Consider the following 23,135-nt stretch of genomic DNA (forward strand, 5'->3'; position numbering starts at 1 on the left):
AACCCTGGAGCCATCCCCGTGAGTCGTGAGCAAGCCATCGCAGCCGCCGCCGAACATTTTGACAGCGGCGATTTCCTCAAGGACCTGAGCCGCCGGGTGGCGATCCGCACCGAGAGCCAGCTCTACGAGGAGCGGAAGCCCGACATGGAGGCCTATATGGCCGAAATGCGCGCGGCCCTGGAGCCGATGGGATATGTCTGCGAGCAGTTCCCGAACCCCTCGCCGAAGGGCGGCCCCTTCCTGATCGCAACCCGTCACGAGGGCGACACTTTGCCGACCGTACTGACCTACGGCCATGGCGACGTCGTCCGCGGCATGGAGGGGCAATGGGCTGAGGACCGTGATCCATGGACGTTGACCGAGGTCGGCGAGCGTGTCTACGGCCGCGGGACCGTCGATAACAAGGGTCAGCACTCGATCAATATCGCCGGCCTTAACGCCGTGCTGAAGACCCGGGGCAAGCTTGGCTTCAACTCCAAGATCCTTATCGAGTCCGGCGAGGAATCCGGCTCCCCGGGACTGGCGGACTTCGCAAGACAGCAAAAAGACAAGCTGAAGGCCGATTTCCTGATCGCCTCCGACGGCCCGCGCATCAGTGCCGATCACCCGACCGTCTTCATGGGCTCGCGCGGTGCTTATCCGATGGATATTACCTGCGACCTGCGCGAAGGCGCCCACCATTCCGGCAACTGGGGCGGGCTGCTCGCAAACCCGGCGGTTATCCTCGCCCATGCGCTCGCCAGCATCACCGACCGGCGCGGCCAGATCCGTGTGCCGGAATGGCGCCCGACCACCCTCACCCCGGCAATCCGGGCAGCTCTCGCCGAGTGCGAACTCGAGGCGGAAGCGAACGGCCCGCAGATCGATCCGAATTGGGGAGAAGAGTCCCTGACGCCGATCGAACGGGTGATCGGCTGGAACAGCTTCGAGATCCTGGCTTACACGGCCGGTCTGCCGGACAAACCGGTGAACGCGATCCCGGGCCGGGCGACCTGCCGCGGCCAGCTCCGCTTCGTCGTCGGCACCGACCCGGAGGACATCGTTCCGGCCCTGCGCCGTCATCTGGAACGCGAAGGCTTCCCGATGGTCACCGTAGCGGACGCCGATCGCGGCTATATGAAGGCGACGCGCCTCGATCCCGACCATGCGCTCGTGCAGTGGGCGGCAAACTCGATCCAACGCTCGACCAACAAGAAAACCGCAATTTTGCCGAACCTCGGCGGCTCCCTGCCGAACGACGTCTTCAGCGAAATACTTGGCTTGGCCACTATCTGGGTTCCGCATTCCTATGCATCCTGCTCCCAGCATGCCCCGAATGAGCATGCGCTGAAGCCGATCCTCCGCGAGGGTCTGCAACTCACCGCCGGCCTTTTCTGGGATATCGGCGACGGTACCCTTCCGGAAAGCTGGTAATCCGATGACCGCGCGGCGTGTTCTGTCGGCTGAGATCAGCCACGAGACCAATACTTTCAGTGTGTTGCGGACCGACATGGACGCCTATTTGCGTCGGCAATGCTATTTCGGAGACGCGATAGCGGCGCATATGTCCGGCACCGCGACGGAAGTGGCGGCACATATCGACGCCGCGCGGACCTACGGCTGGGAGCTGATCCCGACTGTTGCGGCCCATGCCACACCAAGCGGCATGACCACGGCAGACGCCTGGGAAGAGCTTTGCAGTATTGTGCTGGCCGGTCTCGACACGGGACCGGTCGACGGGGTCATGCTGGCCCTGCACGGGGCCATGGTGACCGAGAGCAGCCAGGACGCGGAAGGCGATCTGCTGAAGCGGTTGCGGGACCGTCTCGGCACGCAGGTTCCGATTGCCGTCACGCTCGACCTGCATGCGAATGTGACGGACGGAATGGCCGCGCTTGCCGATATCCTGGTGCCCTACCGGACCTATCCGCATATCGACCAGTACGAGGCCGCGACGGAAGCTGCCTCCCTGCTGCAGCGGGCAATGGACAAAGACATCCGACCGGTCACGGTCGTTGCCCGGCGCCCGACCCTGGACGGCCTCAACCACGGCCGGACCCAGGAAGGCCCGATGGTCGAGCTGCTGGCCCGGGCGGCGGAAATAAAGGCCTTGGATCCGGCCGTTCTGGAAATCGGCCTCTGTGCCGGCTTCGCCTGGTCGGACATTGCAGCGGCAGGACCGTCCGTCAGCGTCACCACGGATGGAGATGCGGATAAGGGCCGGAAGATCGCCGACGATCTAATGCAGTTCGTCTGGGACACCCGGGCGATTAATACTGTTCCGCTGCTCTCTCTCACGGAGCTTTCGGAGAGAATCAAGGACGGCCCCACGGGTCAGGGACCGCTGGTTATCGGCGATACGACGGACAATCCGGGTGGCGGCGGCTATGGCGACGGCGTACGTCTGCTGGAAAGCATTATCGCGACCGGCATTCAGAATGCGGCACTGGCGGCGATCTGCGATCCGGCGGTTGCCGAACAGGCTCATACAGCCGGCGTTGGAGCAGAAATCGCCCTCTCACTTGGCGCGAAGGTCAATCCGGACAGCTATGGGCCGCCGATCGAGACAGAGGCCACAGTGCTCGCTCTCAGCGATACCGGAGCTTTCGTCTGCGACGGGCCGATGTGGGCCAATGTGGAAGTGCGCCTCGGCCGCTCCGCCCTGCTCGACATTTCAGGCGTGAAGGTGGTGATCGCCAGCAGCAACCTGCAGGTCACGGATCAGCAGGCACTGAAGCTGTTCGGACTCGACCCGGCGGCACTGGACGTGGTCGTTGTCAAATCCTCCCACCATTTCCGCGCGGCCTTCCAGCCGGTTGCCCGCGAAGTCGTGCTGGTGGATAGCGGGAGCCTCGTCTCCCAAGATTATAGCAGCTTTGACTACAAGCATCTGCGCCGCCCGATCTGGCCGATCGATCCTGTTTCGTAAGGCGCCCCACTCCGAAAACAAGACCGGCCGCAACGCAGCTTAAGCTTCGTGTAGAAAAGCAAATTCAGGCGCCTCCCTAAACAGATCCGGGTTATTTCATGTTGGCACAAAAGCCGCGCGGAGCCGCTCCGCAGCGAACGTCTCCGCTCGTCCAAGGCCAGGGACGAAGCATGAAATCTATTTTCGATGATTAAACATCTTTTAAGCATTCTGGAGGATAACCCCCTCATGAAAAACAACGGCTCTGTTCCAGAACGAGCCGGGTTCACCTCATACCAACAACGACTGATTTTCAGAGGACCTACAGATGTTCAAGAAACTCATCATCGCCGCTACAATGCTTTTCACCGCCACCATGGGTGCAAATGCTGCCGAGTTCGCCTCCGAGGCGGAAGCCAAGGCGATGGCTGAAAAAGCTGCTGCGCATATCAACTCGGCCGGACTTGATAGTGCTATCAAAGATTTCATGGCCCCGGGCGGCGATTGGCATGACCGCGATCTCTATGTTTTCGTCTTCGATCTCAAGGGCATCACGATTGCGCACGGCGCCAAAGCTGCACTGGTCGGCCGCGACCTGACCGGTCTCCGCGATGTCGACGGCAAGCAGTTCATCCAGGATTTCCTGAAGGTCACGGATGCGGCTTGGGTCGATTACAAATGGCAGAATCCGACATCCAACGCTGTCGAGCCGAAGACATCTTACATCATCCGCTTGGCTAATGAAGTCGTCGGTGTCGGCGCCTACAAGCGCTAATACAAGTTATACGAACCACGTCGGGGGCGGATTTTCCGTCCCCGTCCGTATATAAAACTTTGGGACCGGGACACCGACAATGCTGAAAAATCTTCCAATTATTCAGAAAACACTAATAGCACCTGGTGTTGCATGCTTGATGATCCTGATCATCGCAGCGGTATTCTTCATTTCTTCAAAGGAGACAACCAATCTCCAGAAGAATGCGGGGCTTGCCGGGCAACTGGTCCTTGACACCAAAGAGCTGCAAGGGCTTGTCAATGCTGGTCATGCGACACTGTTCCGAGCTCTCAGCTGGCAACAGTCCGGAGTAGCTGCCGAGGACGTTGCGAAAGCAGCCGAGGAAGCACGGACCATCTACGGAAACGTTGAAGCGCTATTCGCAAAGATTGAGGCGAATACTCCCGCAGACAAAATAGAGGCTCTGCAGACGATCCGGGAAGGGTATGGCGCGTATCGTGATGTCGCGACTGAAACACTCGAGACCGTCGCTATAGACTCATTCCTGGCCTCCATGTTGATGACCGACGCTCACGTCAGGCTGAGTGACGTCTCCGGGAAGATTCAGGAGCTCTCCGACGCCATCATCAAGAAGGCGGACGACTTACAGAATCAAGCCAAGGCGGCGCAGGATCTGGCCGAACTGGAAGTTATGGGTGTCGTTGTCGTCGCCTTTATCCTTTCGCTTGCTATCAGTATTTTCACCGGCCGCGCCATCACTGCGCCAATCAGCCGAATCACAACAGTGATCAAGGAAATCGCATCCGGGCACAGCAACACCGATATTACCGATCAGGATCGCAAAGACGAGGTCGGTGCGATTGCCGAAGCCCTCGGCGTGATGAAGGAAGGCTTGATCGAACGCGAGGAAATGCGCGCCAAACAGATTGCCGAAGAACAGGATCGGTCGAAACGGGCCGAGCGGATCGAAGCCTCGATTGCCCGCTTTGAAAACATGATCGGGCAATCCATGACCGAACTCAACAGCATGGCGGCCAACCTGAATGACACCGCCAACGAGATGACTCTTGCCGCCGGCGAAACTAATTCACAATCGGATCAGGTAGCCTCTGCGGCATCCCTGGCCTCGACCAACGTGAACACTGTTGCCGCCGCGACGGAGCAACTCTCCGCATCGATCGGCGAAATCACCCGCAAGGTCTCCGATGCCTCACAGATCAGCAGCTCCGCTGTTGCCGAAACCGAGCGGACGAATGTGCAGATGCAGGCTTTGGCGCAGTCGGCCGAGAAGATCGGCGAGATCGTCACGCTCATCCGGGATATTGCCGAGCAGACAAACCTGCTTGCCCTGAACGCGACAATCGAGGCAGCCCGGGCCGGCGATGCCGGCAAGGGCTTCGCGGTGGTCGCTAGCGAGGTGAAAAGCCTGGCAAATCAATCCGCTCAGGCAACAGAGGATATCTCAACACAGGTTCAGGAAATCCAGCAGTCCAGCAGCGCGGCGGTCGACGCAATCACCCGCGTGACCGGCCTGATCTCCAACCTGTCGGAATCCTCAACCATGATCGCGGGCGCAGTCGAAGAGCAATCTGCAGCCACGTCCGAGATTTCACGCAATGTTCAGGATGCCGCGACCGGTACCGATGAGGTTACCAGCAGCATCGCACACGTGAATCAGGCGACAGTGAAAACCAGCGCCGCGGCCGAGAATGTAACGGGAACTGCATCCCGCATGAACGACTCTGTCAGCGCCCTGCGCAGTCAGGTCGACGCTTTCCTCGCAGAGGTGCGCTCCGCCTGATCTGAGACACAGCTACACTTATATGAAACGGCCGGGCATCTGCCCGGCCGTTTTCATTAGTCCTTCTTCTCGACCTGCCCGTCCGCCTTGATCCACTCTCCAAGGCCACCCTCAAGATGGGCGACGGGCGTCAGTCCCATATCCTGCGCCGTCTTGGCGGACAGCGCAGAGCGCCAGCTTGCGGCGCAATAGAAGACGAAGGTTTTATCCTCGCCGAAGAAGTCCTTGTAATAGGGGCTGGCCGGATCGATCCAGAATTCCAGCATGCCGCGCGGCACATGGCGCGCGCCCGGAATACGCCCGGTCTTGGCTATCTCGCGCACATCGCGGACATCAATAAAGGTCACGTCGTCGCTGCCAACCATGGCTTTTGCATCCTCGACAGAGACGATGCGGACCTGCTCGTTGGCTTCGGCCACCATGGAGTCGACGGTTTTGATGGTTTTCTCGGCCATTGAGGCCCTCCCTCAGGATCACGTTTCTGGGGAGAGCCTAGTGCGCGCGAGGCGCAAACGGAATGGCCTTTCGGGAACCGGACTGATGCTCCGGTTCCCTTGGGTCGTCAGGAGAGTATCAGCCTTCGGCCGCTATCTTGCGGGCGTGCTTCTTGCGCTCGTTGATATCGAGATAGCGTTTGCGCAGGCGGATATTGTTCGGCGTCACCTCAACCAGCTCATCATCACCGATATAGGAGATCGCTTTTTCCAGCGTCATCCGGATCGGCGGGGTGAGAACGATCGAGTCGTCCTTGCCCGATGCCCGGAAGTTGGTGAGCTGTTTGGACTTCAGCGGGTTGACGTCGAGATCGTTACCCCGGTTGGTCTCGCCGATCACCATGCCCGGATAGATATCCTCGCCGCCACCGATCATCAACGGGCCGCGTTCTTCCAGGTTGAACAGCGCATAGGCTGCGGCCTTGCCCTTTTCCAGGCTGATCAGCACGCCATTGCGGCGGGTCGGGATCGGGCCCTTATAGGGACCGAAGGAGTCGAACACCCGGTTCATGATGCCGGTACCGCGGGTATCGGTCATGAATTCGCCGTGATAGCCGATCAGACCGCGCGACGGACAGCGGAAGGTTACCCGTTGCTTGCCGCCGCCGGACGGACGCATGTCCATCAATTCGGCTTTGCGCTGCTGCATTTTTTCGACCACGGCGCCGGAGAATTCCTCATCCACGTCGATGACGACTTCTTCCATCGGCTCAAGGCGCTGGCCGGTCTGCGGATCGGCCTGGAACAGCACGCGTGGGCGGCTGATCGACAGCTCGAAGCCCTCCCGGCGCATCTGCTCGATCAGCACCGCAAGCTGCAACTCGCCACGACCGGAGACCTCAAAGGCGTCCTTGTCGGCGGTTTCGGAGACACGAATGGCAACGTTGCCTTCCGCTTCCTTCTGCAGACGGTCCCAGATCACCCGGCTCGTCACCTTGTCGCCATCCAGACCGCCGAGCGGGCTGTCATTGACGGAGAAGGTCACCGCGATGGTCGAGGGATCGATCGGCTGCGCCATGATCGGCTCGGTCACTTCCGGCACACAAATGGTGTCGGCAACGGTCGATTTTGAAAGTCCGGCAAGCGCCACGATGTCGCCGGCCACAGCTTCGTCCAACGGCACCCGCTCCAGACCGCGATAGGCAAGGACCTTGGTTATCCGACCCTGCTCCAGCACCTTGCCGTCGCGGGACAGTGCCTTGACGCTGAGGTTCGGTTTCACTGTTCCGGCCTCGATCCGGCCGGTCAGCAGACGGCCGAGATAGGGATCGGCCTCAACCGTGGTTGCCAGCATCCTGAACGGCGCGTCCTTCTCGACGGCCGGTGCCGGCACGTGCTTCAGAATGAGCTCGAACAGCGGCGTCATGTCGGTGCCGACCTCTTCCGGCGTCTCACTCGCCCAGCCGGCCTTGCCGGATGCGAAGAGCGACGGGAAGTCGAGCTGATCTTCATTTGCCTCGAGCGCGGAGAACAGATCGAACATCTCGTCCTGCACTTCGTAGGCACGCTGCTCCGGCTTATCGACCTTGTTAACCACGACCATCGGACGCAGGCCCAGCTTCAGTGCCTTGGCGAGCACGAACTTGGTCTGCGGCATCGGGCCTTCGGCCGCGTCCACCAGAACGACAACACCGTCCACCATGGACAGGATACGCTCGACCTCACCGCCGAAATCGGCGTGGCCCGGCGTGTCGACGATATTGATCCGCGTGCCGCCATATTCGACCGAGGTACATTTGGCGAGAATGGTGATACCGCGCTCGCGCTCGATATCGTTGCTGTCCATCGCCCGTTCCTCGACCTGCTGGTTCTCGCGGAACGTACCGGTCTGTTTCAGGAGCACGTCGACAAGCGTGGTCTTGCCGTGGTCGACGTGGGCGATGATTGCGATATTTCTCAGTTCCATGGAACGACTCCGAACAGGTCCGCCGCGCGCCGCTATTACGGCGCGGTGCCAGGCGTGCAAATCTGCGTTGATTGGCTCAGGGCGGTTCAGGCCCGGCAGTGTCAAAATGACTCGGCGCTAACATACTTATATTGCAGCGCGAAACAAGCGCTGGATTGCATGGCTGCATCCCATTTGCAGCCCCACCTGGCATCCCACTCGGATGTGATGCCGCCCAGCCTTGCCATCAGTTCGTTAAATAGGAACAATAAGGGAACAAACAAGAGGGAAAGAGCATGGCCGCTTCGAAAGAGTTAGCGGACTTCATCACCGACATGCTGGAGCCGCTGGGCGAAATCCGCGCGCAGCGCATGTTCGGCGGCTACGGCATCAAATACGGCGAGGTGAATTTCGCCCTGTTGCTGGGGGACCTGCCCTATTTCCGCGTGGATGACCGGAATCGCCAGGCTTTCGAGGAACGCGGCAGCGAGCCGTTTCGCTACAACACAAAGAAAGGCGAGGTCACGGTCGGCAGTTACTGGGAGGTGCCGACAGACATCCTGGAAGACCCAGAGTTGTTTCTGGAATGGGCCCGCGCCGCCATCGATGCTGCCCTCAAGGCACATAAGCCTAAGAAAAAAAGAAAACGTAGTTGAGGAAATCAGCCAGGATTCTCCGTCCCGGAGCTTGTCATTAAGAACAATTTAATTCAAATTTATACTCATTAACCAACCACCTTGATGATAAAAGAAAAATCTATGGTTCCAGAATCAGACCGTATTCCATTCGAGCCTGGCGACATCATCTGCGAGCATGGCGAGCCGTCCGATTTCGTCATGTACGTTCTCAACGGTGAGGTTGCCATGGAGCACAGCCCCGGCCTCTACATTGAGCTGGACGGCACTGTCACGACCTTCAAGCGCGGCTCCCTCCTCGGCGAAAGTTCAGCCATCCTGAAGCGCCCCTATGTCGGCACCCTCGTCGGCTTCAGTGCCGGCGCCTATGCCCGGGTGCGCGCAGACCGGGTCCGTGCCGACATCGCCAAATGCGCGAAACTGCCGAAGATGATCATTCTCAATCAGGCCCACAAGCTCGATCAGGCCTATGGCTTCATCATGAAGAACTACAAGAACGCCAGCCGCGGTCAGGTGAAAGAAGTCTTCGAACCCGACCACGGCCTTGGCGATTTCTTCGAGGAAGGCGTCGCGAAGTAAGGCGAACGCCACCTACTCCGTCAGCGCCACCCGACCTTCCAGCGGGTAGGCTGGATCGTTATAGCCCGGCGTCGAGGGATGCCCTTCCGCCACCAGGCTGTTGATCAACGCCTCGTCCTCTGCCGTGAACTCATATTCCAACGCTTTCGCGTAGGCTTTCCACTGCTCCATCGTGCGCGGCCCGGCGATCGTGCCAGTGACAAGGCCGTTATTCAGCACCCAGCCGACGGCGAGGTCGATGATGGTGGCGCCTTTGGTTTCCGCGTGTTTCTTGATTTTCTCCGCGATCACCAGGCTTTCCTCGCGCCATTCCGTTTGCATCATGCGGGTATCGGCGCGGGCGGCGCGACTGCCTTCGGCGGGCTCGGCACCCGGCTTGTACTTGCCGGAGAGAATGCCTCTTGCCAGCGGGCTGTAGGGCACAACGCCCAGGCCATAATAGTCACAGGCCGCCAGATGCTCGGTCTCCGGCATCCGGTTCATGGCGTTGTAATAGGGCTGGCTGACGACCGGGCGGTCGATGCCTGCCGCATCGCAGAGATGGCATATCTCCGCCACCCGCCAGGAACGGTGATTGGAGACGCCGAAATACCGGATCATGCCGGCATGAACCAGATCGGCCATGGCGTTCACCGTCTCTTCCAGCGGCGTCGTATGGTCTTCCTTATGCAGATAGTAGATGTCGATATATTCGGTATCGAGCCGTTCCAGCGATTCCTCACAGGCCTGCAGTACCCATTTCCGGGACAGGCCGCGCGCATTCGGATCGCCCTCGCGCATCGGATTGCCGAGCTTGGTCGCCAGCACCCAGTAATCCCGGTTGTCGGCAATGCAACGGCCGACCACCCTCTCCGAATTGCCGTTGTGATAGGCATCGGCGGTATCGATGAAATTAACCCCGAAATCCCGCGCTTCGGCGATGATCTCCTGAGAATCGGCCTCGCTCGTCGGCCCGCCGAACATCATGGCGCCGAGGCACAGTTTCGAGACCTTCAGGCCGGAGTGGCCGAGATTGCGGTATTCCATGGTTTCTTCCCCCCTATATAACGCTCCCTGATGGCTCAGGTGCGGTTCCGGAACGACAGAATAGCCGGGATGAGCGACGACCGCACTTGAGGATCGTGAAGTCTCCGTGCTCTGATGCATTCCAATGAAAAACCGGCACCGGGAGGGCCTTCAATGACCGGACTGAGCGACACGGCACGGGAAAAGCTGGCGCATGTCAGCACCGCGACCCTGACCACGCAGCTTCTGAAGCGCGGGTTGCGCAATCAGTGCCTTCAGGGCGTCAGCCGCCTGACCGCGCACGACCGCAACATGGTCGGCGAGGCCTTCACGCTGCGGAACATCCCGGCGCGCGAGGATATCGACCAGATCAGCGCCTATGACGATTACGATCACCCGCAGCGCAAGGCAATCGAGACCATACCGGCCGGAAAGATCCTGGTGGTGGACTGCCGCCAGGACGCCAGCGCCGCCTCCGCCGGTAACATCCTGATGACCCGCCTGCAGGTGCGCGGCGTTGCCGGGTTCGTCTCCGACGGCGGCATCCGCGATTCCTACGAGATCGCGGAATATGACATTCCCTGCTATGTCGGCGGCCCCTCCGCCCCGACCAGCCTGATCAAGCACCATGCAGTGGCCGAACTGAACACCCCCATCGCCTGTGGCGGCGTCGCGGTCTATCCGGATGACGTTCTGGTCGGCGACGCGGAAGGCCTGGTGGTGCTTCCGGCCCATCTCGCTGAGGAAATTGCAGAGCAATCCTTCGAGCAGGAGAAGATGGAAGTCTTCCTGCGGGAAGAGATTGCCAGCGGTCGCCCGCTGCGCGGAACCTATCCGCCGGACGAAGCAACCAAAGCACGCTACGTGGAATGGCAGAAGAAGCGGGACGCCGAAGCGTGAGTGCTGCCGATACGGATAACGACGCGCTGATCGCGGTCTATGATCGTGATGCACGGCGCCTGCGGACGGAATGGTCCGCAGGTGCGGAGTCCGCGACCCATAGCGACAAGTTCATTACTTTTCACACCCCCTACCTGCCGTCCGAGGGAGGCCATGCCCTGGATATCGGTGCCGGATACGGGGCCCATGTGAACGGGCTTGAATCCCGGGGGCTGGAAGTGGTCGCGGTCGAACCCGCCGCCGGTATGCGCGCGGAAGCCGAGACCCTCTATCCCAACTCCCGAGCGACCTGGCTCGACGACCGCCTGCCCGACCTCGCAAAAGTGCATGCGCTCGGACGCCGGTTCGATTTTATGCTGATGAACTCGGTCTGGATGCATCTGCCGCACGACCAGCGGGATCAAGGCATGGAGTGCCTCGCTACGCTTCTCGCGCCTGGCGGCCGTTTCTCCGTGCTGCTGAGACACGGACCGGCACCGGCGGACCGGCCAATGCTCGAGTCAGACCCCGAGCCCTTCCTGGCCCTCGCCGAGGCGCAAGGACTTTCCGTTATTCACCGCGAAGAAAACGGCGATGAGCTGGAACGCGACAGCGTTTCCTTTACCCGCCTCATTTTGACGAAATCAGGTTAATTCAATGACTTATGAAGCTTTGCTCTTCTCAATCGAAGACAACATCGCCCGCATCACCCTGAACCGGCCGGAGCGGATCAACGCCGTCACGGCGGTCATGCACGAGGATTTGCGCGACGTCTTCACTCAGCTGGAAAAACCGGGCTCCGCCCGCTGCGTGATCATCACCGGCGCCGGACGCGGATTCTGCTCCGGACAGGATCTCGCCGACCGCAAGGCCACCAGCACGGCCGAACGGCGCGACCTCAGCGAATCCATACAGCAGAACTACAATCCGCTGATCAAGCGCATGGCCGCCCTGCCGATCCCGATCATCTCGGCGGTCAACGGCGTCGCCGCCGGGGCTGGTGCCAGTCTGGCACTCGCCGCCGATATCGTCTTGGCAGGTCACAACACCAAGTTCGTGCAAGCCTTCGTCAATATCGGTCTGGTGCCGGATGCAGGCGGAACCTACGTGCTGCCCCGCCGCGTCGGCCTTGCCCGCGCGCTCGGCATGACATTGATCGGCGCTCCGGTGACAGGCAAGCAGGCTGCCGACTGGGGCCTGATCTGGTCCTCGGTCGAAGACGAAACCCTGCTTGAGGAAGCCGAAACCTTGGCAAAGACCCTGGCCGCCAAAGCCCCTCTGGCGCTCGCCGGGATCAAGAAGATCATGCGTGCCTCGCTCGACAACGGATTGGCCGAACAACTTGATATGGAAGCAGAATTCCAGCGTCAGTGCGGTTATACGGACGATTATCAGGAAGGCATCGCCAGCTTCCTTGAAAAACGCGCGCCAAACTTTCAGGGCAAATAAGCCGGAGCATCCCGATGAGCGTTGTCATCTATCACAATCCGCGCTGCTCCAAGTCAAGGCAGACGCTGGAACTGCTGCGGAGCAACGGAGTCGCGCCGGAGATCCGGGAGTATCTGAAATCCCCGCCGAGTGTTTCGGAGATCGAGGAGGTTCTGGGGCTTCTCAGCATCGAGCCAGTGGATCTGATGCGGCGCAAGGAAGCACCGTTCAAGGAACTCGGCCTCGGCGACGGCTCAAAGGATCGTGCATCGCTTATTCAGGCGATGCACGACAACCCGATCCTGATCGAGCGCCCAATCGTCATCGCCAACGGCAAGGCCGCCATCGGCCGTCCGCCGGAAGACGTGCTTAAAATCCTTTAGGCGACGGGGTCAATAAACCTCGATCCAGGCCGGGTTCCGCTCGGATTCTGTAAGCTCCCGAAGATGCGCGACCATACAAGGCCGCGTGCCGCCGCAGGGTGGGGAGTCGGAGACATGCACGCACGGTGAGCACGGCAGCTTCCGATAGTGCACAGCCTCGTCGACACCCGGCAGGTCCTGTAACAACGTCCCGGGATCGGTCGGGCCCCAATAGGAGGTGGTCGGCACGCCGATCTGCCGGGCAATATGCAGCAAACCGGTATCAATGCTCCAGAACCGGTCCTGCTTCGCAATTTCCGCCGCGCAGTCCCGTAACGGCCAGCGCCCGCACGCATTGTCGATCCCGGCATCGGGAAGCGCTCTGCGGAGCGCATCGGCGATCACATCGCCCTTCTCCTTGTCGCCCGGCCCGCCAAACAGGGTGATGGAGACCTTCCGGTCCTTCAGATGACGCGTGGCGAGTGCTGCCCATTCATCGGCACTGAACATCCGCTCCAGCGCGAGATCGGAGCAAAAACAGGCAAGGCCGAGCCTGAGTGTCTCCCCCGCCGTATCCGGCTTCCGCGCAATATCGTTCGCTGCGAAGAAAGTTGCACGGCACTCATCCATCGAGGGGATATCTGCGCCGAGCGCGCGGGCAATCTGCTCATAATGCTTCGGCGCCGAGCCGGACCGGTTGAAATAGAAGAGATGGGTTGAAAGCCCTTTTCGCCAATAGGCGCTTTCCAGGTAAAAACAGATCCTGTTGCGGGCGAAGCTCATCAGACAAAACACGGTCGAGAGGCGGCTATAAACCTCAAGGTCAATGATCGTGTCGCACCGGATGACGGCAAAAAGCGCCCGTACGCCACTCTGAGCGAGACGAAAAACGGAACCGCCATCCTCTACGGAAATGATTTCGTCAAACACACCCAGCAACTCGGCGAACTGCCGGGTCGCGCCGGTGCAGATCAGTCTGAGACGACGGTCCGGATAGCGGCGCTTGAGACCAAGCAGAGCCGGAAGCGCCAGAACAAGGCTCCCTCCGCCGAGCATCTTGACAATGACGATGTCACCGCGTGGCTGGATGTCATGATCCCGGCTCAGCAGCATGCCGAGCAATCGTGCGAGCGGCTTCAGGATAAAGATCGCCGCCCCTCCAAGGACGGCATCGAGGCGTTGTTTCGCCCGTAAGTTCATACGTCAGTCTTCCCGCTCGGACAGGTTTGCATTTTCCGCCGCATAGACCGCGAGTTTATGCCGTTCGGAGCCTTGCAGCAGAAAGGCAATTCCGCAGGCCACGCCGCCGACGAGAGACAGCCCGCCCCACACCAGTGAAACGAGCAAGCCGGTCTCCGCCGAAACGCCTATCAGTCCAAGCGCAAATACCATGGCCCCTTCCCGAACGCCCCATCCTGCGATCGAGATCGGCAGCGCCAGGGTCAGCAGAACCGGCAAAGTCAGCCCGAGCATCGTGAAGAAATCCACATTCGCGCCGGCTGCCAGCGCGATCAGCCAGACACAGGCAGCGGTAGAAAGCTGGGTCAACAGGCCGAAACCCGCGATCCGGAAACTTGCCGCTCCTTTAGACCAGAGCAGGTCCGCGTTGCGGGCAATTGGCCCAAGGCGCCGCGTAAACCGGTTCATCTCAAGCAATTTCGCCACGGGCCGCGCGACGAAAAAGAAGACGGGTATAGAGACGGCGGCGGCACAGACCAAAACGGTCAGGGAGCCCACAATCGGGCCACCGGGCAGGATATCCACAAGGCGTGGCAGCATCGCCAGCAGCAACAAGATCAGGATCAGCAGGGCTGCGACCCGGTCGAGCAGAACCGACGAAACGGCCTTCCCCCAACCGTTTCCGACGCGTCCGGTACTCCAGACACGGTAGGCATCGCCTCCAAGAGCGGATGGCAGCATCTGGTTAAGAAATACCCCGACCAGGTGCACTCGGAATACCTCCCGCCACGCCAGCGGGAAATCGAGCAATTTCAGAATTTCGAACCATCGTAGTGCGCCGACCGGATATTGCAGCACCAATGCACCGAACGCCGCCAGAACGAAAATCGGGTCAAGCGTGATAACGGCGTCGAACAAGGCGTCCCGGTCGATAGACCCAAGAACCCAATAAAGCAGCCCGCCGCTGACGAGCAGTTTCAGTCCGAGAAGGCCAATCGAGCGCGTCATCGTCGGTCTGTCCCGGCGGCAGCACGGGACGCGAACCGGAAGCTCCCGACAGTTGCTGCGCCGCAGCGCTGATCGATTTCAAGCTCGAGCCGGAAGCCACCGGCGCTTCCCTGCAGCAATGTCATAGGGTCTGCGTCCAGAGGCACGACATGTTCTCCCGGCAGCAAGTCGAAATCCAGGTAACCGCCATGATCTGCGATCACCCTGCCTGATCCAAGGGGTGGTCGACCATCATTGGGTCCAACGCAGTTCAGCTCGAACATCAGCAAACCGGCTGCCCCTTTCGTTCCCTCCGCAATATCGAACACAGAGTGACCGGGGCCAATCTCAAAGACCCCGGAGGTCATGTCTTTTATACCGGTTCCAAAAGGCTCTACATCGGGTTCAACGATATCCCGGAAAAACTCTTCATAACCGGAGGCCTGGGTCGAATGCCCCCATACGCTTGGCAGGCGCACGAGTTTCGGCGGGGCAAAGACTTGCCGCAATAATGCGAACTGCTCAGCTTTAACTGGAGCTGGTCCGCTCAATCGATCAGGCGTAACCGCGAATATGAACGGGCCGCGCTGTACGACCTGATAGGGTCCTGATCTGAGCCTGGAGAAAACCCAGTCCGCCAGGATTGGCGCGCGCAATTGCACCGTAAAGGGACCGGTGCCGCTCGGAAGGGTTCCCAGCAGCAACACGGGCGGCGGGCCACGCTCCAGCCGGGTCACTGAACGCATCTGCATGGCTTCAGCCGGCATGGTCAGGAACGCACCGCTCTCAATCGGCACCGATCTGCCGGTATAGAAGTAATGAGCATTCGCGTTTGTCAGGTCGAGATAGGTTTCTTCTGGCTGCAGCCATCCGTCGAGCGCAGCCTTCAGAACGGAAATCCGCTCGACGAGTGCCGGATGAACAAGCGTTCGACCGAACGCAGGAATACCTGTAGCCACGCCATCCACACTCATTTTTCCGTTAACCGCAGGCGATGTCGCCGTGGGCGCGGCAAAGACACTGCGAAAACCCGGATGGTGTCCGAACGCCGGCGCCAACAGCCCAAGCATCAGAGAAATTCCGACCATTGCCGTAACCCGCGACCAGCGCGGCAGATGGATCGCAAGCGGCAGGCAGATCATTGCTAGAGCAAATACGGTCAACGCACCGCCCCGTGACGGACCACCCGCATCGATGCGGCCAATCGTGTGCGGGATCACCAGGAACAGAAAGAGCGCTGATGTGAAGGCAAGCACCGCTCTCGGATCATCCGTCAGAACCTCATGGATGGCACGTCGCCGCAGCCAAATCCTCGGCACAGAAAAGAGGAACAGAACCAGCATAGCCGGGAGCCACAAGGTCCGGAGCAACTCCCAGAAGGCGCCATTGACCGGCCAGTCATGGGCCAGGCTACGGGCCCAATCCAAGCCATGAACCGCACCGTATAACGGCCTGTTCTCCAGCATGAACTGGATTTGCGCGATTACCACTTTCCCGGGTCCCATCAACAGGGAAACACCGCAGATCGCGACCACACAAGTAGCGGCAATAGCCAGCAGGCGCGGCTCAGTGCGGAGACCCCGGACAAGATGCACCAGGGCAACCGGTGCAAACGCAACCACCAGCATTGCTCCCGGCCCCGGCGCCAGCAGGACCAGTGCGGTCCCGGTCAGGAAGTAGGCGAAGAGCCATCGTACAGGTGCCCGCTGTAGCTGCTTGCCGGTCAACAGGACCAAGCCGCAGAAGATGGCGACAAAAATTGTATAGCGCCCGGTAACCGGAAAAAGCAGCAGCGACAGCAAGGCCGGTAGAGGACCGCCAATCCAGCTCAAGGCGAAAGCGGCAGCGATGCAGCTTATCCCCCGCACCAGTTGCCGCGCTTCCGGAAATCCCGCGAGGGTACCGTCCAGTAGCAGGTCGTTTGCCATTCCGCTGAAATAGTCGACCAACCCGTGGGACGGGCTGTAATCGATATACGGCACTTTGCCGAACGAGACCCATTGCTGCCACGGGATCAACCATTCGCCGTGGTGATAGTAATCGAGAGGGTTGTCCATGCCGTATGGCGTCGGCTGGCCAGAAGCGAACAGCACCAGTACGGCAATCGCACCGACACTCACGGCGGGGATGGCAAGGCCTCCCTGCCCGCGCTCTTCCCTGAGCCATGCCGCTACGAGACAGACATACCCGGCAATAGCCAGCAGCGTGAGAATGATAATAAACCCGGTGCTCAATGGAGCTATACGCGGCCATGGCAAACCGGCCTCGGACGGCGGCAGGATGAGCGCGAAAATGGCAAGCGGGAGTCCAGCCTGCGCGATCAGGTTCAATCGGCGCAAGGCCCTCGCTCGATCCAGTACCCGAAGCTTGTCCAAGAGCACCAGGAGTCCTGCACCGAAGGCGCCAGACAGGACAACCGCCGCCCCGAGAACGACGAAACGGAGCGTCAGGACATCCTGCAATAGGAACAGGCGTGACGCTGCCACACAAAGCGCAATCCAGGAGAACCCGGCAAACATGGCGGCGGTAACGGTATTTCCAACCGATGCCGAGAAGTCCATCTCGCGACGAGCCTCGCAGTACCGCCAAGCGATACATGAGAACAGCAACAAGGCGATCAGCAGAACGGAAAGCCAGACCAGGTTGAGATCGGCGAAATAAGGCGGCGAAGCGAAGGGCTTTCCAAGCACTTGTCCGCCACACAAGACAATGGCCGGCAAACAGCAATAGGCCAAGTACTCCCGAAACAGCGCAATCATCCCAGCATCGACTAATGCACGGGATCGGACCTGCACAATTCCGGCGAATGCAGCAATCGTCCCCGCTACAGCCAACCAGACAAAAAGGAAGTCCAGCCGCTTGCCCGCACCGGAAAAGGTCAGCTCGCCAACCACAAGTGCTGGATGCGGTTCGGACGCTGCCGGAAAGAGCACGACAGAAAACGCCGCAAACGCCAAGCCAACGCAGAGCGCGGCGGCGAATTCGCTCCAGTGGAGCCCGGCGGCAGCCTCACTGTCAGGAAGAGCCATCTCGTTCAGTTGCTCCGCCGACTGACGCTCGGCACAATCTCAAGCGCAACAATCCCGGTGATCGTGTCGTCATCATCCGGCAGGACCTTGAACATGGCCGCGTCCATGATCCGGTGCAGGGACTTGCGTTCGTTCTCGTAAAGTCCGTTCACTCCGGCATTCAGGAAGTAGGTCCCCGCGGTCAGATTGCATTCAAATTCAAAACTGACATCGACTTCCTCGCCAGCCCGGTAATCCGGCAGACCGCGCCGCAGACTGTCCGTTGTCCGGCCAGCCAACAGAACGCCCTGGATAGTCTTGATCATCATCGCGCACATGACCTGCTCGCGATCTTCCAGGAAGCGAACCTTGTACCGGAAGGCATAGTGCCTGCCGCGTACCAGGAGATTGACCGCTTCACCGTCCAGGGTTTCGATACGCGGCTGGCTGATCTCTGCCCCGAGGCTGACATAGGCCGTGCGGCTTTCCGGCACCATTTCCGTATCGAGGGCTTCTTTCGATTCCTCGCGCCCGGACTCATCGCGGCGGGCTTCTTCATCGCGACGGATTTCCTCGCGCACAGCGTCAAACTGCGCAGCCGGTGCATGGGTCAGCTTGTGATAACTGGAAATCACCCTCTTCGGATCGCCGTCCATCAGCATTTGACCGTGGTCCAAGAGCACCGCCCGGTCGCAAAGCTGGGTAATCATCCCAGCCGCGTGGCTGACGAAGAGGATCGTGGTGCCGCGCCGGCGCATTTCCTCGATCCGGGCAAAGCACTTCCGCTGGAAACCTTCATCTCCGACAGCAAGCGCCTCATCGACAATGAAAATTTCCGGATCGACGCTGACCGCAACCGCAAAAGCGAGGCGGACATACATCCCGCTCGAATAAGTCTCAACGGGCCGATCGAGGAAATCGGCAAGGCCGGAAAACGCGACAATATCGTCGAACTTCCCGTCGATCTCCTCTTTCGAAAGACCGAGGATTGCCCCGTTCATATAGATGTTTTCGCGTCCGCTCGCCGCCGGATTGAAGCCCGCCCCGAGTTCAAGCAACGCGGAGACCCGGCCGTTGACTGCGGCTTCTCCCTCAGTCGCGTTCAGTAGTCCCGCTACGATCTGCAGCAGCGTGGATTTACCAGAGCCGTTCCGGCCGATAATCCCGACCGTCTCTCCCCGCCCGACCCTGAAGGTCACGTTGTCCAGAGCCACAAAAGGCGTGAAGAAGGTCCGCCGTCCCCGGAAGATCGCCTGCTTCAGCCGGTCGAGCGGCTGGTTGTAGACATTAAAGACCTTCCGAACGCCCCGAATGTCGATGGCAACATCCGTGTCCGTCCGCAGCACAGCGCTGTCATTGGTCTGATTGTTCATGCGGCGATCACAATCCGGGATGGCGCAACTGTCGACAGGTTTGAAATACGGCTCATGACAGCGATCTTACATCACCTCGGCGAACCCGCGCTTCGTGCGCAGGAACCACCAGGCGCCAATCCACAGGCACACAACCGATCCGATGCTGTAATAGCCCAGCAGCGTCCAGTTAGGCAGCGTGCCCCAAAGCAGGACATCCCGTGTGGCATCGACCGGCAGCGTCAGGGGATTGAGCAATAGCAGCGGACGCACAGCCTCGGGCAGCAAGTCCGGGGGAAACAGGATGGAGCTACCGAACAGCAGGATCGTCATCATGAAACCGAGCACTTGGCCGATATCCCGGATAAAGACGCCGAGCGACGCAACCAGCAAAGACAGACCCGCCAACATGACAATGAATGGCAACCAGACCAGCGGCAACAGCAGCGCGGTCCAGTGCAACGGCACGCTGTAAGCCAGGATCACACCGACCAGCACGACGAAGGCCATCAGCGCATTCACCAGGTTTCCGGCCAGAATCGCAATCGGCAGGATCTCCAACGGGAAGACAACGCGTTTCACGTAATTCGGGTTATCCAGCACGGCCGACTGTGCCCGCAGCAGCGTTTCAGCCAACAGCACGTGCAGCAACAGTCCCGAGAACAGAACAATACCGTATGGAATGTTCGCCCGCTCCGGCACCTCGCCGAAACGCACCTTGAAGATCAGGCCGAAGACCACGGAATAGACCAGGATCATCACCAGCGGATTGACCAGCGACCAGAGGAAGCCCAGCATTGTGTTCCGGTAGCGTGAAACCACCTCGTTGCGCACGAGGCTGCGCAGGATGAACCCGTTGCTGCGGAGGCTTCCAAACAGCGCGAATAGTGCGCCTGCCAGGCTGACAGGCTTGGTAGCCCGACCCGGTGCCGAAATGGCGCCGCCCATGTTGTACTCCCGGTAACTAATATCTGGCGGGGACTGTTACACCGAATGGCCCCGAGGCGGAAGCGCTTGAGCCCATTGTGTTTCGTCGCAGCGGGACGCCTCAGCTATTCAGGCCTGCGAACATCGCCTCCATTTCGCGCCGGACCTTGACCGCATCGTCACTGTTATCGATCTCCACATCCGCCCATTTCAGACGCTCGCCTGTGACGACCGATCGTTTCATTTTGACGTTCTGCGCAAGGCCGAGCGGCAGGTAGCCTTCATCGAGCGAGGTCCGGGCCGGGGTTTGTTTACCCCAGACGCAGAACCCGCCCTCACCGTCCAGCATCTCGCCTTCGGCAATATCCCGCTTTGCCGTGGCGACCACGTCCGAGTTGAAGGCAACCGGCGAGCCGGTCGGCTCCCCCCTTAATGCAGCGGAGGCGACGGAAACACCCAGTTCGAGCCCGATCATGTGGGTGGGCCGGTACAGCGAGGCGAAGCGGAAGCTGCTGTCCGGGAGCATGTGGTACTCCTCGAAACAATAGCGGGCGTAATCGGTCTCGCCCTCGATAACGACGAACGTCCCGTATTGCAGATGGCCCTCCACGTCGGCGCCGTCCCTAGTCAGCGAGGAAACCACCTCGGTGGTGCCTGAATGGGTCAGCGTGCCGCCGTTCCCGACAGGTTTGCAGACCTCGGCCAGATCAAAGCGTGAGCATGGCGGGAAAGCCAGCCCGTCCGGCTGCGGTGTCAGTCCGGTAGCATTGCAGACCGCGCTCATCTCGATGCCAGACTTTGTCCCGTCGATGAAGCTGTTGAACATTTTCGGATTGAGCCGGCCGCGTTTGACGACCTCGGGGTCCCAGCCGAAATGATCCCAGACCGTGTCAGGCGTCGACTGATGGTAGCTGGGAAGATAGCGGGTTCCCTTCCCGGCCGAGACAACCTTGAAGCCGCAGGCGCGAGCCCAGTCGACATGTTCGGCAATCAGCGCCGGCTGATCGCCCCAGGCGAGGCTATAGACGGTTCCGGCAAGCTCCGCCTTTCGGGCCAGCAATGGTCCGGCCACTACATCCGCCTCGACATTGACCATCACGACATGCAGGCCGTGGCTGATCGCCATCAGGCAATGGCGGATACCGGCGGCGGGATCGCCGGTCGCCTCGATCAGGACGTCGAGGCCGCCATCCCGGATCAGGGACGCGCTGTCATCTGTGATGAAGGTGCTTCGGTGCTTTTCGGCATCGTCGAAACTGCGGGCGGCGAACCGCTCCGCCTCCCAGCCGATATGGGTCAGGGTTTCCCCGGCCCGTGCCACATTGAGATCGGCGATGCCGACCACATGGATACCCTTGGTCAGGCGGGCCTGCGACAGGTACATCGCGCCGAACTTGCCGCAGCCGATGATCCCGACTTTCACCGGATCGCCTGCGGCCTCCCTCTGCGCCAGCATACGTGACAGATTCATCCCGCCCTCCCTTGGTTTCAGGCCTTTGCAGCTCAGTTCAGGATGCGGATCGGCTCTCCCGCGTGCCAGGCTTTGATGTCCTCGACCATCTCGCCATAGAACAGCATGTAGGTTTCCTCGGTCACGTAGCCCATATGCGGCGTGAGCAGGATATTATCCAGCGTGCGGATCGGATGATCGGCCGGGAGAGGTTCCGGCTCGAAAACGTCCACGGCGGCGCCTGCGATCCGGTTGTTCTTCAGCGCGTCGATAAGCGCATCCTCATCCACGATCGGACCGCGCGAGGTATTCACCAGCAGCGCCGTCGGCTTCATCTCCGCCAGAGCGGCCGCATCGATCATGCCGCGAGAACGGTCGCTCAACACGACATGCAGAGTGACGATATCCGCCTCGCGCAGAAGCGCTTCCTTGCTCGCCGCCTTGCGGACGCCGACTTCGGCACAGCGCTCTTCGGTCAGGTTCGGCGACCAGGCGACCACGTCCATACCGAAAAGCTTGGCAATCTCGGAGACTTGGCTGCCGAGTTTACCGAGCCCGACGACCCCCAGGGTCCGGCCCTTCAGATCAACGCCGATACGGGTCTGCCACTTGCCTTCCCGCATCATGCGGTCGTCATGCGCGACCTGCCGGGCCAGCGCCATCAGCATGGCCCAGGTATGTTCCTTCGTCGTGTTCCCGCTGGTCGCGGTGCCGCACACCGGAATGCCGCAAGCACGGGCCGCCGGGAAATCGACAGCGTTGTTCCGCATGCCGCTGGTCACGAACAGTTTCAGGTTCGGCAGACGCTGGAAGATCTCGGCTGGAAAAGGCGTGCGCTCCCGCATGGCACAGACGATCTCGAAGTCCTTCAAACGGTCGACCAGCGCGTCGTGCTCTACCAGATTATCGGTAAAGACGACCGTCTCGTACCCCTCCGGCAGGCTTCCCCAATCGGCCATGCGCAGGGATACATTCGCATAGTCGTCCAAAATCGCAATCTTCGGCATTTCCTCACCTGTCACTTTAGTTGGTTGTTATATCTTCTTGTTTCACGGTCATTTTTCGACCGAGACATACAGCTTTTACTCGTCCTTCTGCTTCAGATCGAGTGACGCCGAATTGATGCAATACCGCAAGCCGGTCGGCTGCGGCCCATCGGGGAACACATGCCCGAGATGGGCTTCGCACTTCGCGCAATGCACCTCGGTCCGGACCATGAAGTGGCTACGGTCCGTCGTGCTCTCGATATTCGCTCCCTCGATCGGCTGATAGAAGCTCGGCCAGCCGCAGCCGGCATCGAATTTAGTCTCGCTTTCAAAAAGCGGCTCGCCACAACAGACGCAGGTATATGTCCCCGGCTCAGTCGTTTCGGCGTACTTGCCCGTAAAAGGGCGTTCCGTCCCATGCTTCCGTGTCACCTGGTACTGCTCGTCGGTGAGCTGCTCCCGCCACTCGGCGTCACTCTTCACGACCTTTTCCATCATGCCCTCCAGTTCCCTTGTCAGGGCTGAGATTGTGCCACTGCGCGGTTCAGGCAAGTC

21 protein-coding genes are annotated in these 23,135 nt (G+C 60.3%); 10 read left to right on the top strand and 11 right to left on the bottom strand.

The window, feature by feature from the left end:
• The first annotated feature begins 18 nt into the window (after positions 1-18).
• The 4 genes from K328_RS0106025 to K328_RS0106040 all read left to right on the top strand — a co-directional run bounded on the left by K328_RS0106025 (position 19) and on the right by K328_RS0106040 (position 5,424).
• Positions 19-1,413 (top strand): M20 family metallopeptidase, encoded by a 1,395-nt coding sequence (locus K328_RS0106025; RefSeq protein WP_028465202.1) that lies wholly within the window; start codon positions 19-21, stop codon positions 1,411-1,413.
• A gap of 4 nt (positions 1,414-1,417) precedes the next feature.
• Complete coding sequence (locus K328_RS0106030; RefSeq protein ID WP_028465203.1) at positions 1,418-2,908, top strand: M81 family metallopeptidase; 1,491 nt, start codon at positions 1,418-1,420, stop codon at positions 2,906-2,908.
• A 307-nt stretch (positions 2,909-3,215) separates the two neighbouring features.
• Positions 3,216-3,662, top strand: a complete 447-nt coding sequence (locus K328_RS0106035) for a cache domain-containing protein (protein ID WP_028465204.1) — start codon at positions 3,216-3,218, stop codon at positions 3,660-3,662.
• A gap of 139 nt (positions 3,663-3,801) precedes the next feature.
• On the top strand, positions 3,802-5,424 hold the full coding sequence (locus K328_RS0106040) for a methyl-accepting chemotaxis protein (RefSeq protein ID WP_051284571.1): 1,623 nt from the start codon (positions 3,802-3,804) through the stop codon (positions 5,422-5,424).
• A gap of 56 nt (positions 5,425-5,480) precedes the next feature.
• Here the strand turns inward: K328_RS0106040 and K328_RS0106045 are convergent, their stop codons facing one another.
• Both K328_RS0106045 and typA read right to left on the bottom strand, forming a co-directional pair.
• Entirely contained in the window at positions 5,481-5,879 is a 399-nt protein-coding gene (locus K328_RS0106045; protein ID WP_028465206.1) for a rhodanese-like domain-containing protein, read from the bottom strand.
• Between the two features lie 118 nt (positions 5,880-5,997).
• Entirely contained in the window at positions 5,998-7,824 is a 1,827-nt protein-coding gene (gene typA / locus K328_RS0106050; protein ID WP_028465207.1) for a translational GTPase TypA, read from the bottom strand.
• A gap of 275 nt (positions 7,825-8,099) precedes the next feature.
• Here typA and K328_RS22770 point away from each other — a divergent pair, with 275 nt between their 5' ends.
• Together K328_RS22770 and K328_RS0106060 are read left to right on the top strand one after the other, a co-directional pair.
• Entirely contained in the window at positions 8,100-8,459 is a 360-nt protein-coding gene (locus tag K328_RS22770) for a TfoX/Sxy family protein (protein ID WP_051284573.1), read from the top strand.
• A 102-nt stretch (positions 8,460-8,561) separates the two neighbouring features.
• On the top strand, positions 8,562-9,017 hold the full coding sequence (locus K328_RS0106060) for a cyclic nucleotide-binding domain-containing protein (protein WP_028465208.1): 456 nt from the start codon (positions 8,562-8,564) through the stop codon (positions 9,015-9,017).
• 12 nt (positions 9,018-9,029) lie between these two features.
• Here the strand turns inward: K328_RS0106060 and K328_RS0106065 are convergent, their stop codons facing one another.
• A complete protein-coding gene (locus tag K328_RS0106065) occupies positions 9,030-10,043 on the bottom strand; it encodes an aldo/keto reductase (protein ID WP_028465209.1) in 1,014 nt (337 codons plus the stop codon).
• 153 nt (positions 10,044-10,196) lie between these two features.
• On the opposite strand from K328_RS0106065, the gene K328_RS0106070 reads away from it, so the two are divergent.
• The 4 genes from K328_RS0106070 to arsC are packed head-to-tail and all read left to right on the top strand — an operon-like array spanning position 10,197 to position 12,712.
• On the top strand, positions 10,197-10,922 hold the full coding sequence (locus K328_RS0106070; RefSeq protein ID WP_028465210.1) for a ribonuclease activity regulator RraA: 726 nt from the start codon (positions 10,197-10,199) through the stop codon (positions 10,920-10,922).
• Positions 10,919-11,554 carry a class I SAM-dependent methyltransferase gene (locus K328_RS22775; RefSeq protein ID WP_051284575.1) on the top strand — a complete coding sequence of 212 codons (636 nt, stop codon included), beginning with the start codon at positions 10,919-10,921 and terminating at the stop codon, positions 11,552-11,554. Before K328_RS0106070 ends, K328_RS22775 begins: the two co-directional genes overlap by 4 nt.
• A 4-nt stretch (positions 11,555-11,558) precedes the next feature.
• On the top strand, positions 11,559-12,350 hold the full coding sequence (locus tag K328_RS0106080) for an enoyl-CoA hydratase-related protein (protein ID WP_028465211.1): 792 nt from the start codon (positions 11,559-11,561) through the stop codon (positions 12,348-12,350).
• Between the two features lie 14 nt (positions 12,351-12,364).
• Positions 12,365-12,712 carry an arsenate reductase (glutaredoxin) gene (arsC, locus tag K328_RS0106085; RefSeq protein WP_028465212.1) on the top strand — a complete coding sequence of 116 codons (348 nt, stop codon included), beginning with the start codon at positions 12,365-12,367 and terminating at the stop codon, positions 12,710-12,712.
• Between the two features lie 9 nt (positions 12,713-12,721).
• On the opposite strand, the gene K328_RS0106090 is transcribed toward arsC, so the two are convergent.
• From K328_RS0106090 to msrB, 8 genes are all read right to left on the bottom strand, one after another.
• Entirely contained in the window at positions 12,722-13,891 is a 1,170-nt protein-coding gene (locus tag K328_RS0106090) for a glycosyltransferase family 9 protein (protein WP_028465213.1), read from the bottom strand.
• 3 nt (positions 13,892-13,894) lie between these two features.
• Positions 13,895-14,878 carry a lysylphosphatidylglycerol synthase transmembrane domain-containing protein gene (locus K328_RS0106095; protein WP_028465214.1) on the bottom strand — a complete coding sequence of 328 codons (984 nt, stop codon included), beginning with the start codon at positions 14,876-14,878 and terminating at the stop codon, positions 13,895-13,897.
• Positions 14,875-17,886 carry a hypothetical protein gene (locus K328_RS0106100; RefSeq protein WP_051284578.1) on the bottom strand — a complete coding sequence of 1,004 codons (3,012 nt, stop codon included), beginning with the start codon at positions 17,884-17,886 and terminating at the stop codon, positions 14,875-14,877. The genes K328_RS0106095 and K328_RS0106100 overlap by 4 nt, the downstream gene beginning before the upstream one ends.
• Positions 17,887-17,891: 5 nt before the next feature.
• Positions 17,892-19,238, bottom strand: a complete 1,347-nt coding sequence (locus tag K328_RS0106110) for an ABC transporter ATP-binding protein (protein ID WP_051284580.1) — start codon at positions 19,236-19,238, stop codon at positions 17,892-17,894.
• Positions 19,239-19,304: 66 nt separating this feature from the next.
• Positions 19,305-20,165: an ABC transporter permease gene (locus K328_RS0106115; protein WP_051284582.1), complete on the bottom strand. Its 861-nt coding sequence runs from the start codon at positions 20,163-20,165 to the stop codon at positions 19,305-19,307.
• A 100-nt stretch (positions 20,166-20,265) separates the two neighbouring features.
• Positions 20,266-21,615, bottom strand: a complete 1,350-nt coding sequence (locus K328_RS0106120) for an NAD(P)H-dependent oxidoreductase (RefSeq protein ID WP_028465218.1) — start codon at positions 21,613-21,615, stop codon at positions 20,266-20,268.
• A 32-nt stretch (positions 21,616-21,647) separates the two neighbouring features.
• Positions 21,648-22,601: a D-2-hydroxyacid dehydrogenase family protein gene (locus K328_RS0106125; protein WP_028465219.1), complete on the bottom strand. Its 954-nt coding sequence runs from the start codon at positions 22,599-22,601 to the stop codon at positions 21,648-21,650.
• A 75-nt stretch (positions 22,602-22,676) separates the two neighbouring features.
• Positions 22,677-23,132, bottom strand: coding sequence for a peptide-methionine (R)-S-oxide reductase MsrB (gene msrB, locus K328_RS0106130; RefSeq protein ID WP_425411511.1), 456 nt, complete (start codon positions 23,130-23,132; stop codon positions 22,677-22,679).
• Positions 23,133-23,135 lie beyond the last annotated feature (3 nt).

Origin of the sequence: Nisaea denitrificans DSM 18348 (assembly GCF_000426505.1) — a bacterium.
GTDB classification, from domain to species: domain Bacteria; phylum Pseudomonadota; class Alphaproteobacteria; order Thalassobaculales; family Thalassobaculaceae; genus Nisaea; species Nisaea denitrificans.